13 protein-coding genes are annotated in these 12901 nt (G+C 32.9%); 12 read left to right on the top strand and 1 reads right to left on the bottom strand.

Annotated features, from left to right (window positions below):
* The first annotated feature begins 63 nt into the window (after positions 1-63).
* The 12 genes from VGE71_RS19020 (at position 64) to VGE71_RS18965 (ending at position 12233) form a co-directional block, all read left to right on the top strand.
* On the top strand, positions 64-417 hold the full coding sequence (locus VGE71_RS19020; RefSeq protein ID WP_331139714.1) for a MerC domain-containing protein: 354 nt from the start codon (positions 64-66) through the stop codon (positions 415-417).
* Between the two features lie 12 nt (positions 418-429).
* On the top strand, positions 430-1338 hold the full coding sequence (locus VGE71_RS19015; protein WP_331139713.1) for an NAD(P)/FAD-dependent oxidoreductase: 909 nt from the start codon (positions 430-432) through the stop codon (positions 1336-1338).
* Positions 1339-1544: 206 nt separating this feature from the next.
* On the top strand, positions 1545-3797 hold the full coding sequence (locus VGE71_RS19010; protein ID WP_331139712.1) for a TonB-dependent receptor: 2253 nt from the start codon (positions 1545-1547) through the stop codon (positions 3795-3797).
* 381 nt (positions 3798-4178) lie between these two features.
* Entirely contained in the window at positions 4179-4643 is a 465-nt protein-coding gene (locus tag VGE71_RS19005; protein WP_331139711.1) for a thioredoxin family protein, read from the top strand.
* Between the two features lie 303 nt (positions 4644-4946).
* Positions 4947-6143: a glycosyltransferase gene (locus VGE71_RS19000; RefSeq protein WP_331139710.1), complete on the top strand. Its 1197-nt coding sequence runs from the start codon at positions 4947-4949 to the stop codon at positions 6141-6143.
* A 110-nt stretch (positions 6144-6253) separates the two neighbouring features.
* On the top strand, positions 6254-7411 hold the full coding sequence (locus VGE71_RS18995) for a lycopene cyclase family protein (protein WP_331139709.1): 1158 nt from the start codon (positions 6254-6256) through the stop codon (positions 7409-7411).
* Positions 7412-7569: 158 nt separating this feature from the next.
* The gene (locus VGE71_RS18990; protein WP_331139708.1) at positions 7570-7998 is read left to right on the top strand and encodes a metalloregulator ArsR/SmtB family transcription factor; all 429 of its coding nucleotides are present in this window, start codon (positions 7570-7572) and stop codon (positions 7996-7998) included.
* Positions 7999-8124: 126 nt separating this feature from the next.
* A complete protein-coding gene (locus VGE71_RS18985; protein WP_125718339.1) occupies positions 8125-8535 on the top strand; it encodes a BrxA/BrxB family bacilliredoxin in 411 nt (136 codons plus the stop codon).
* Between the two features lie 235 nt (positions 8536-8770).
* The gene (locus tag VGE71_RS18980; RefSeq protein ID WP_331139707.1) at positions 8771-10129 is read left to right on the top strand and encodes a rhodanese-related sulfurtransferase; all 1359 of its coding nucleotides are present in this window, start codon (positions 8771-8773) and stop codon (positions 10127-10129) included.
* Positions 10130-10135: 6 nt separating this feature from the next.
* On the top strand, positions 10136-10459 hold the full coding sequence (locus VGE71_RS18975) for a hypothetical protein (RefSeq protein ID WP_331139706.1): 324 nt from the start codon (positions 10136-10138) through the stop codon (positions 10457-10459).
* A 302-nt stretch (positions 10460-10761) separates the two neighbouring features.
* Positions 10762-12003, top strand: coding sequence for a peptidase U32 family protein (locus VGE71_RS18970; protein ID WP_331139705.1), 1242 nt, complete (start codon positions 10762-10764; stop codon positions 12001-12003).
* Positions 12003-12233 carry a ferredoxin gene (locus VGE71_RS18965; RefSeq protein ID WP_278020076.1) on the top strand — a complete coding sequence of 77 codons (231 nt, stop codon included), beginning with the start codon at positions 12003-12005 and terminating at the stop codon, positions 12231-12233. The genes VGE71_RS18970 and VGE71_RS18965 overlap by 1 nt, the downstream gene beginning before the upstream one ends.
* Before the next feature lie 38 nt (positions 12234-12271).
* On the opposite strand, the gene VGE71_RS18960 is transcribed toward VGE71_RS18965, so the two are convergent.
* Positions 12272-12901 (bottom strand): hypothetical protein (locus VGE71_RS18960; RefSeq protein ID WP_331139704.1); only part of this gene is annotated, 630 nt, incomplete at its 5' end.

Below are 12901 nucleotides of genomic sequence, written 5' to 3'. Positions count from 1 at the left end.
ATGTTGCATTTGATTTTAATATGTATATTTGCAACAAAATTGCATTAAGTAAAAGTACACAAAATGAAGAAAATAACTATACCCTTTTACGATATTTTAGGAATCTCGAGTGCGACTATTTGTTTAGTTCATTGTTTGATTTTTCCACTTTTAACGATTCTTCCTTTGGGCTTAAGTCACAATCCGATTATCGATTTACTGTTTGCTTCCATAGGCTTGTTTGCAGTTGTCAAAATTACGAAAAAATCAACTCTTTTGGTTTCTTCCATTTTGATAGTTTCTATGAGCTTGATCTGGATCAGTATTTTGACCGATTTATTCTTAGAGATTCATTTGAATCTGATATATTTTGGAGGTATTGGAATGATTATCGGACATTTAGTCAATTACAAATCACACAAAAAACACAATCATTAAAAAGTAGTACTCATGGAAAATAAAAATTTTGACGTAATTATCATTGGTGGAAGCTACAGCGGACTTTCGGCAGCAATGAGTCTTGGGCGTTCTTTGCGTCAGGTTTTGGTGATCGATAGTGGTCTGCCTTGCAACAGACAGACACCACATTCTCATAATTTTATTACACAAGATGGTGAAGAGCCAGCTGTTATTTCGGCAAAAGCCAAATTACAAGTTGACATTTATAAAACGGTTCAATTTTATAATGGACTTGCCGTAAAAGCACTTAAAACAGATCATGGATTTGAAATTACAACTGAATCTGGAGTTGTTTTTACTTCAAGAAAAGTTTTGTTCGCAACAGGAGTTAAAGATCTGTTTCCGGAAATTGAAGGCTTTTCAGATTGTTGGGGAATATCAGTTTTACATTGCCCGTATTGTCACGGTTATGAAGTCAAAAATGAAAAAACAGCGATTATTGCCAATGGAGAAATGGGATTTGAATTTGCAAAACTGATTTCAAATTGGACAAAAGATCTTCGTTTGTGTACCAACGGAAAATCAGAATTGACTTTGGAACAAACTCAAATGCTACAAAAACATGGCGTTTTGATTTTAGAAGATGAAATTGATTCTTTAGAACACAATGAAGGTTATGTTTCGAATATCATTTTCAAAAATGGAGAAAAAGTAGAGGTAAAAGCGATTTATGCCAGAGTTCCTTTTGAACAACATTGCAAATTGCCACAAGATTTAGGCTGTGAAATCAACGAGCAAGGCTATTTAAAAGTCGATTTTATGCAGAAAACAACCGTTTCGGGTATTTTTGGAAGTGGCGATGCTACCACTCAAATGCGTTCTGTGGCACTCGCGGTTTCTTCAGGATCTTTCGCGGGAGCGGTAATAAACAAAGAACTTATCGACGAAGATTTTGTGTAATTTTTTAAACCATATAAGTCATATAAGAAAATTTAAGTTTCGCTTTAAATGAACTTATATGACTTATATGACTTATATGGTTTAATAATTTCTACCCAAAAGAAAAATCTAACATATTGAATTCAATCAGTTTGAAAATTTCTGGTTTGAGAATAATTATATGTCAAATTTAATTTTTAGTTTTGTCTAAATTTAATTTTATGACAATGAAATATTTATTTTTGACAATATTAATACTTTCAACTAAAAACTTCTATTCTCAAAATATCTCTGGAAAAGTGGCGGCAGATATTCCATCAATTCAGGGAATTAGTGTTCATTTGCTAAATACTAACTTTAAAACACAAACCGATTCATTAGGATTTTATAAACTTGAAAATATTCCAAGCGGTTCTTATAAAATCGCAGTTACCTCGACTGGATTCAAAACGATAACCCAAAAAATATCGCTTTTAGAAAATGAAAATCTAAACCTTGATTTTGAATTAAAAGAAGACCAAAACGAATTGAACGAAGTCGTAGTTTCGGGAACTTTAAAACCTGTAAAACGATTAGAAAGTGCGGTTCCTGTTGAGGTTTATTCTCCGGTTTTCTTCAAGAAAAATCCAACGCCAAGTATTTACGATGCGCTTCAAAACATAAATGGCGTTCGTCCGCAGTTGAATTGTGGCGTTTGTAATACGGGAGATATCCACATAAACGGATTAGAAGGACCGTACACTTTGGTTATGATTGACGGAATGCCAATTGTGAGTAGTCTTTCTACAGTTTATGGTTTGTCTGGGATTCCGAATTCTTTGGTAGAAAGAATAGAAATTGTAAAAGGTCCGGCGTCGTCTCTTTACGGAAGTGAGGCAGTTGGTGGATTAATCAATATTATCACTAAAAATCCAACCAATGCGCCGACTTTTTCAGCGGATTATTTTACAACTTCTTATTTTGAAAGCAATCTCGATTTGGCGACGAAGTTTAATGTCGGGAAAAAAGCCACTTCGCTTATCGGAATTAATTATTTCAACTACGATCAGATTATCGATAAAGACAAAGACAATTTTACCGATGTCACGCTTTCTGAACGAATTTCGGTTTTTAATAAATGGAGTTTTAAACGAAATCATAATCGCCTTTTTACGATTGCAGCACGCGGAATGTACGAAGACCGCTGGGGAGGAGATATTCGATGGGAAAAGAAATACCGTGGAGGTGACGAAATCTACGGCGAAAGCATTTATACCAAAAGAGCCGAATTAATCGGAAGTTATCAATTGCCATTTGAAGAAAAACTGATGCTTTCGTTCTCCGGAAATATTCATTATCAAGATAGTCGATACGGAACGACTTCTTATATCGCCAATCAGAAAATTGGTTTTTTACAATTGACTTGGGATAAAAAGATAGGAAGAAATGATTTGCTGGCCGGAATTGCAAGCCGATATACATATTATGACGATAATACACCAGCAACCAAAGATCCTGAAAATACTTGGCTTCCTGGAATTTTTGTTCAAGACGAAATTACATTTTCTCCAAAAAGTCAGGTTTTACTCGGAATGCGTTACGATTACAACTCTATTCACGGTTCTATTTTGACGCCAAGATTTGCCTATCGATTCAAAGCCAATGAAAACACGATTTTTAGATTGAATGCTGGAACTGGATTTCGCGTAGTGAATTTGTTTACCGAAGATCATGCCGCTTTAACGGGTTCAAGAAATGTCATAATTGAAAACGATTTGAAACCTGAAAAATCGGTAAATGTCAATTTGAATTATATTCAGAAAATCAACTTTGGAAACGGAACTTTTATGGGAATTGAAACGACCGCTTTTTATACGCGATTCAGCAATAAAATCATTTCAGATTATGAGAGCGATCCAAACGAAATCATTTACAGCAATATTGACGGTTATGCGATAAGTCAGGGAATCAGTACCAATGTGGATCTTAATTTTCCTTCAGGACTAAAATTTATTGTGGGCGCGACAGTTTTAGACAATAAAAATGTAGAAAACGGAATTTCAGAAAGACCTTATCTCACAGAGAATTTTACAGGAACTTGGAGTGTTTCGTATAAAATACAACCTTGGAATTTATCGATGGATTATACCGGAAATGTTTACAGTCCGATGAAATTGCCTTTGCTGAGCGAATACGATCCGAGAAGCCCGAAATCGCCTTGGTATAGTATTCAGAATATTCAGTTTACGTATTCAGGATGGAAAGATTTTGAGGTTTATGGCGGAGTTAAAAACCTGTTGAACTTTAGACCAAAACAAAATAATCCGTTTTTGATTTCGAGAACCAATGATCCATTTGATAAAAATGTGGAATACGATTCGGCTGGAAAAGTTTTAGTAACGCCAGATAATCCGTACGGTTTGACATTTGATACGACTTATGTTTACGGACAAAACCAAACCATTCGAGGGTTTTTGGGATTGCGATATACTTTTAGATAATTTTATTAGCCACAGATTAAAGGATTAAAAAGGATTTTGTTTTTGCCACGAATTTCACGAATTGACACTAATTTTCAATGAAATAGTAAGGCTAATAATTTGTGCTAATTTGTGAAATTTGTGGCTAAGTAAATTTAAACACATAGAAACATAGTTCAGCTTTTTGTAGAAAAGACGTTTCACTCGCATTAATTCACATAGCTATATGCGGAAACTAGCTTCTTTTGGAATCTTTTATGAAGACAAAAATCTATGTTTCTATTTGATAAAAGAAAAATATTGGCTACAGATTTTACAAATTAAAAGGATTTTCACTCAGCTTGACAAGCGAAGTAAAAAATCCTTTTTAATCCTTTAATCTGTGGCAAAAAACAAAAAGCAATGAAAAAGCTTCTTCTATTCATTCTTTTCTTCGGAATAACTTCGACGGGATTCTGCCAGTTAAAAAGCAGGAATTTTGGAGAAATAGACAGTTTGCAACAAATTCAGAAACGGAAAATAATTGTTTTTATCCATACCGATTGGTGTGAGTTTTGCCAACGAATGAAAGCCACAACTTTCAAAAATCAGAAAATCATTCAAAAACTAAATTCCGATTTTTATTTTATTGATTTGAATGCCGAGGAAAAACGGGATATTCAATTCCAAAACAAGACTTTTAAATATCAGCCTTCTGGAAATAATGTCGGAGTTCATGAGTTGGCTATAGAATTAGGAACCATTAATAGCCAGATTACTTATCCTGTTTTATGTGTTTTGAATGAGAATTATGAAATTATATTTCAGTATAGCAATTACTTAGATTCAAATAATTTTATTAGTCTGCTCGAAAACTTAAAAGAATAAAAAACACATGAGCGATGTTAATTTCGTTGAACATAGAAATAATGAAGAATTTTGACGATAATCTTTATTGTGAAAGTTTTTTGTTATTAATTTGCACAACAGTTAAAATTAATTAGTATTATTTTTCTTACTATAAATTCATTATGAGAACTCTTTTAACTTGATTTTTTTATTCATATAATAAAAGAATATCAAAATGAGTTTTAATTTGACAAGTGTAATTTTAGAATTGAAGATGGCGTCACTTTTGTTATAACTGCTTCATTGTTAAAAGGGTAAATAATAGCGAATAACAAATTATCGATGGGAATATTTAAAAATCTTAAGAATTATTATAAAAAAAGGGAAGTAATTAAGAATCAGTCGGATCAGTCGATACCGAATTATGATACTTATAATTCATCCAACAAAACGATCGTTTTTTTTAATCTTAGTATGCCTTCCCCAGATCAGGATTCAGGTTCTAACAGGCTTAAAGAAATTATTTTGTTTTTTAAAGCAAAAGGTTACAACTGCATTATTTGTTCTAGAAATACATTTCGAACCAATAAAGATGTTATCGATTTTAGCGAGTTAGGTGTTATTGTTTACGTTGAAACCAGTCAGTATCGTACTTATTTCGATTTTTTAAGAACAGTTCCTAAAGTAGATTTTGTTTGGTATTATGGAGCAAGAGCTTTTGATTATAATTTTAGAAAAATAGCAGCAATACTTCCAGAGTCGAAATCGGTTTTTGATATGACAGATATTCACTTTTTGCGTTATCAAAGAGCGATTAAACTTGATCCGAAAAGAATTTCAAATAGAAAAAACTACAAAAAGTTTCTTTTTATTGAAACGAAATTAGCTCAAAATGTAGATTTTGTGATTACGGTTTCTGATTTCGAAAGAGAAATTATGACAAAATATATTGCTGATAATAAGTTAATTACACTATCGAATATTCATTATCCAAAAAGTACTATTGATGAAGTTCTTCCATTTGAAAAAAGAGAAGATATCGTTTTTATAGGTTCTCAACACGAACCTAATATTGATGCGATTTATTGTCTTCACAATGATATTATGCCAATTGTTTGGCAGAAAGACGATACAATAAAAGTCAATATTATTGGAAATGTCAAAGATAGGATCAAAGATATTGTTGATCCACGATTTGTTTTTCATGGTTATGTTCCAGATATAGAACCCTTTTTTATGAGTAACAAACTCATGGTTGCGCCTCTACGTTATGGCGCGGGTGTAAAAGGTAAAATTGGACAGGCTTTTGAATATTATCTACCAGTTGTTACTTCTCCAGTTGGGGCAGAGGGAATGAAATTAATTCATCGAAAAAATGCTTTAATTCATGAAGAAAAAGAAGAATTTGCATCAGGAATAATTGAATTGTATTCGGATAAAAATCTTTGGTTAGAATTACAAAAAAACTCTGAGGAAAGCCTTAAACCATTTTCTTTCCAGGTATTAGAAGATGTGTTTTCCAGATTTGATGTTTTGTAATCAAATGGTTTTCTGATGTATACGGATTTAAATAGATTGCATTTAGCAAAATAAATTCCTTGAAATGTGATCTCAAAGAATGAGAAAGTAAATTTTTCTTATTTTTGAGAATGAACTCTTCGCAAATTAAACACTTCGATTACATTTTTACAGGAACAGGACTTGCGTCTTTAATGACTGTTTATAAAATGGTTTTGTCTGGAAAATTTACAGATAAAACCATTTTGTTGTTAGATCAGGATTTGAAGAAAACCAATGACAGAACTTGGTGTTTTTGGGAAAAAGGACAATCAATCTGGGATACTGTTATTTCTAAAAAATGGGATTCTGCTTGGTTTGCCGATGAAAATTTTAATCGCCATTTTGCGTTGAAGCCTTATAAATACAATCAAATTAAGGCAATAGATTTCTATAATTTTGTTTTTAAAGAACTTTCCAAATATTCCAAAATTGCTTTTTTAAATGAAAAAGTAACAGATATCAACGAACTCGAAACACATGTTTTTGTGGGTACAGAAGAAAACCGATATACCTGCAGTTATTTGTTCAATAGTATTTATACCAAGGCTTTTGCCGAAAGTCAAACGAAATATCCGGTTTTGCAACAACATTTTGTGGGGTGGTTTGTAAAGTCAGAAACAGAAGTTTTTAATCCTGAAGAAGTTACTTTCATGGACTTTTCGGTTGAACAGAAAGAGAATACTAGGTTTATGTATGTTTTGCCAACTTCTCCAACAGAGGCTTTGTTAGAATATACATTGTTTTCGGAAAAGTTACTTTCAAAAGATGAATACGAAAATGAGATTCAGAATTATTTGAAACAACTTGGAATTCATCATTATCAAATTATCGAAAAAGAGCAGGGAAGCATTCCAATGACCTGTTATCCTTTTTGGAATAAGAACACAAAACGCGTTTTAAATATTGGTACAGCAGGTGGTTGGACCAAAGCCAGCACAGGTTATACGTTTAAAAATTCAGATAAAAAGTCGTCCGATTTAGTACGGTTTATTGAGAATGAAGAGGTGAAAATGAAAGACTTTCATCAAAAAAATCGTTTTTGGTTTTACGATTTACTGCTTTTGGATATTTTGTATCGCCATAATGACTTAGGAGGTACTATTTTTTCTTCTTTGTTTAAAAAAGGAAATCCTGCTTTGATCTTTAAGTTTTTGGATGAAGAAACCAATCTGGCCGAAGATTTAAAGGTGATTTTAAAATGTCCTAAAATACCATTCTTAAAAGCTTTGTTTCGAGTTGTTTTTTAAGGATGAAATTATCATTACCATTTTTCATCAAAAATAGAGATTGGCTTATTTTCTTATTTTAATGACTTTTTGTGGTTGTTAAAAAAAGAGAGAACCAGTTAGATTTGCTAGTCGCAAAATTGATCGATGTTTTGCGATAATGAATTAATTATGGTACAATGGGGATTTCAAAAGACTTAAAATTTGATTCGGAAACAGAAGTGTTAAGTAAGATTTGTAAAGCACTCGGTCATTCCGTTCGAATTCAGATTATGACGCTTTTATGGAAAAGAGACAACAGAACTTGTGGCGAAATTGTCGAATTAATTCCGTTAGCACAATCTACAATATCCAAACATTTACTGGAGTTGAAGAAAGCAAGTTTGGTAAACATAAAAAATGAAGGAAAAAAGACGATCTATTCTGTTGAAAAAGATAATATTCAAATACTTAGAAAATATTTCAGCAGTTATCTTTCAACTATTGAGATCTCAGAACGAAATAAAGCTACAGTTTTAACCACTCACAATGTAGTAGGAAAGAATCATCATTTGAAGCAATATAATTATCAATTTCCACATAAACAGATAAAAGAAACGACTTCTTAAATTCTTATGAATTTGATTCTAAAAATTTAATATCGAACTATAACAAAACTTTATACTTCAAATTAACTAGTTGCGAGTAAACTTTGTAACTTTGCAGTTCAAAAGTAAAATTTAAAAGACAAGAATATGTATCCACTAGACATGGTAAAACCAATGGAAGCTGAATTAACAGCTGCCGGGTTTCAAGATTTACATAGTGCTGAAGCTGTAGATAATGCTATCAAAGCTGAAGGTACCACTTTAGTTGTTGTAAACTCTGTTTGCGGTTGTGCTGCTAGAAATGCACGTCCAGGAGCAAAAATGAGTTTAGAAGGAGCTAAAAAACCTGACCACCTTATTACAGTTTTTGCTGGTGTTGACAAAGAAGCTGTTGATGCTGCAAGACAACATATGTTTCCTTTTCCTCCATCATCGCCATCTATGGCTTTATTCAAAAACGGAGAATTGGTTCACATGTTAGAGCGTCACCATATCGAAGGACGTCCAGCTGAACTAATTGCTGAAAATTTACAAGACGCATTTAACGAGTTTTGCTAATTTTTTTAAGGGGCAAAGGTTCAAAGTAACAAAGTAACAAAGTAACAAAGATTTTAAAAGCACCGTTTGGTGCTTTTTTTATGAACTAAAACTAAAAAACTTAGAATCTTAGTATCTCAGTACCTTAGAGCCTTACAAAAAACCTTTGTCACTTTGTTACTTTGCAACTTTGCACCTTTTTCCCTACCTTTGCACCTTTCAAAAAAATAATTTCTCACTTAAAACTGTTTATAGCATGCAACTGTACAACACTTTGAGCGCAGAAGAAAGAGCCATCATGATCGATGATGCAGGTAAACAACGACTAACGTTGTCTTTCTATGCGTATGCCAAAATTCAAGATCCACAAAAATTTCGTAATGATTTATTCGTAGCCTGGAATGCCCTTGATGCATTAGGTCGAATTTATGTTGCCAGCGAAGGAATCAATGCTCAAATGAGTGTTCCTGCCGAAAATTTTGAAGCTTTTAGAGAAACGCTTGAAGCTTACGATTTTATGAAAGGCATCCGATTGAATGTTGCCGTAGAACAAGACGATCATTCCTTTTTAAAATTGACGATCAAAGTGCGTCATAAAATCGTTGCCGACGGTTTAAATGACGATACTTTTGATGTTACTAATATTGGCGTTCACTTGAAAGCCAAAGAATTCAACGAAATCCTTGATGATCCAAACACGATTGTAGTAGATTTTAGAAATCACTACGAAAGTGAAGTTGGACATTTTAAAGGAGCAATTACTCCAGATGTTGAGACTTTTAGAGAGAGTTTACCAATTATCAACGAACAGCTTAAAGATCATAAAGACGATAAAAATCTGGTCATGTATTGTACTGGAGGAATTCGTTGCGAAAAAGCGAGTGCGTATTTCAAACACCAAGGTTTCAAAAATGTGTATCAATTAGAAGGTGGAATCATCAACTATGCGAAACAACTGAAAGAAGAAAGTTTAGAAAGCAAATTCATTGGTAAAAACTTCGTATTCGATAATCGTCTAGGCGAAAGAATTACTGATGACATCATTTCGCAATGCCACCAATGCGGAAAACCATGTGATAATCATACGAACTGTGAAAACGATGGTTGCCATTTATTGTTTATTCAATGTGATGAATGTAAAGCTGCAATGGAAAACTGTTGTTCTACAGAATGTTTAGAGATTATTCACATGCCTTTAGTTGATCAAGTTCGTTTAAGAACTGGAAAACAGGTTGGAAATAAAGTGTTCAGAAAAGGAAAATCTGAAAACTTGAAATTCAAACATTCAGGCGACTTGCCAGAAACGGCTTTAGCAACTGCACAAAAGCAAGCTGATATTCGTCAGAAAATAAAAGTAAAAAAAGTACTTCTTGGTAAAGCCGAACATTATTATGTAAAAGCACAAGTTGGACAATTTACTGTTGAAAATCACGAATTAAACGTTGGTGATAAAATTCTTATTTCGGGTCCAACAACTGGCGATCAAGAAATGGTTTTAGAGAAATTCATCGTTGATGGCGCAGAAACTCAATCGGCTAAAATTGGTGATAAGGTTACTTTTGAAGTTCCATTCAGAATTAGATTATCAGATAAAGTGTACAAGATTTTAGATTGATTTAATATGAGTGTCGCTGCATTTACGTTAAATCCTGATAATATTGAAACGTTTTATGTACCAATAGCATCAGAAATATTTTTTAATACTTATTGGATTCCAGCTTTAAGAGAAACACAGACTGTTTTATTATCAGATATAATTTATGGTATAGATCTTTGTAAAAATGATCTGAATCTTATTATTAAAGATTTAGGAGTTGTAAAAGATTGGGCTATAAAAAATCTTGAAAAAGATCCTTTGGAGCATATGCTGGCAAGGATAAATTTGTTAGAACTTAAACTTCCTTTGGCGTTTACAGATGTTGACTCAATAGTTTTTATAGGATAAAATTTTGCTTCTTGACAAAAGTTGCTTCCGAATAATGCATATTCGATCCAATGTTTATAGCCATTGGAACTAATCTGTAAACACAAAAATAACACAATTTCCCACGGTTGAAACCGTGGGCTATGTTTGAAAATCCATAAAATATGTTCATGATAGGGCTATGTTATTATGACTTTCCAACATTAATTTTTAAATTATAGACCATGATATAAATCATAAAAATCTAATCTATACCACATTATTTTTGTCGATTGTTAGATGGCTAAACTCGAAAAATAGGTCATCGGAATAATAAATCAAAAATGACAATTAATAATACAATCGAACTCATGGCTCCTTCTGGGAACTTTGAGTCACTTCAGGCAGCCTTAGATAATGGCTGTGATTCCGTATATTTTGGTGTTGAACAACTCAACATGCGTGCAAGATCGACGGTGAATTTCACTATTGAAGATTTAAAAGAAATCGCCAATCGTTGCGAAGTCAAAAACGTTCGAAGTTATCTCACTTTAAACACGATTATTTATGATCACGATTTATCTGTCGTAAAAACATTATTGAATAAAGCCAAAGAAGCAAATATTACCGCTGTAATTGCATCAGATCAAGCCGTAATTGCCATGGCAAGATCGATTGGAATGGAAGTTCATATTTCAACCCAATTGAATGTTACGAATATCGAAACTATTAAATTCTACAGTTTATTTGCCGATACTATGGTTTTAAGCCGTGAATTGAGTTTACGCCAAGTAAAGAAAATTACAGAACAAATTGAAAAAGAACAAATCAAAGGTCCGAACGGAAATTTGGTAGAAATTGAAATTTTTGGTCACGGCGCTTTGTGTATGGCGGTTTCGGGCAAATGTTATTTGAGTCTGCATTCGCATAATTCATCTGCAAATCGTGGCGCTTGCAAGCAAAACTGCCGAAAAAAATATACTGTTATCGATCAAGAAACGGGTTTCGAAATCGAATTGGATAACGAATACATGATGTCTCCAAAAGATTTATGTACAATCGATTTCCTAGATCAAGTAATAGATTCTGGAATTCAAGTTCTAAAAATTGAAGGACGCGGACGTGCACCAGAATATGTGGCAACGGTTATCAAAACCTATCGCGAAGCAATCGACGCATATTATGACGGAACTTTCTCAAAAGAAAAAACCGCAGTTTGGATGGAAGATTTAAACACTGTTTACAATCGTGGTTTTTGGTCAGGATATTATTTGGGACAAGAATTAGGAGAATGGAGCGATATTCCAGGATCCGCAGCAACTCAAAAGAAGGTTTATGTTGGGAAAGGAACGCATTATTTCCCAAAAGCAGAGGTTGGACAATTCAAAATAGAAGCTTACGATATTAAAGTTGGCGATAAAATTCTAGTAACAGGACCAAGTACAGGAGCGCAGGAAATGATTATCGACGAAATGTTTGTAAACGATCTAGCAACGGAAAAAGCAACAAAAGGTGACGATTGTACTTTTAAACTTCCGTTCAGAATCAGAATGTCGGACAAACTATATAAAATCGTTGAGGCATAATGGTCATTATTACTTTGCAAAGAGATAAATGCATTGGTTGTAATTACTGCGTAGAAATGGATCCGATTCATTTTCAAATGTCAAAAAAAGACGGAAAATCGGTATTACTTCATTCGCAGAATGCAAAAGGATTTTTCACTTTAAAATCTCCCAATCATGCCATTGTAGAAAGTTGTGAATTGGCAGCAAAAGCCTGTCCGGTTAAGATTATTACGGTTAAGGAAACTTAGAAACTTATAAAATGAAAATAGCCGTGATTTGCGGCTGTTTATTCTGTCAGTGTATTTTGCTTGAGGTTTTCCATCCATTTTTCAAGGTTGTAGAAATCTCTTTTAGCTAGTTTTATTTTCTTTCCATTTTTTAAAGCAATCTCATAAAAGTATTTTTTTAGAAAGGCATGTCCGGAATTGGATACGCGTATTCTTTCTTCTTCGTATGTTTTAGAAATGTTGTTTATTTCGTCATATGAATGTGTTTTTTTGAAAAAGATGGCTTTTATCTCTAATGTATAATAGTAGAGATTGATTTTTCGGGAGATGTAAAAGACTTCACGTCCAAGAAAATAAAGCAGAATTCCTAAAAGAAAAAGTGGTAAAAAAATGCCTTGAAACGGCTGTGAAAAATCGATTTTAAAATCAGGAAATTTTGGGTCTGGCCAAAAAAGTTGTCTAATGCCTAAAGTAATTAGAAATAACATTCCCAAAATCTTTATTGAAAGCAAAAGATAGTTAGGATAAATCGTTCTTATTAAAGGACCATTAAATCTATCATTACTTTGAACTATTGGAACATCGAGCGGAGCATAAACTTTTCTCATAATGTAAAGAGTTGATTTATATTCATCAAAACTATTCTCTTTCAAAAGAAGAATTATGCCAATAGAAGGTAAAAAAATAAT

It is taken from the genome of Flavobacterium sp. (assembly GCF_036405015.1).
GTDB lineage: Bacteria > Bacteroidota > Bacteroidia > Flavobacteriales > Flavobacteriaceae > Flavobacterium.
This window is presented reverse-complemented; position numbering and strand designations above follow the sequence as displayed.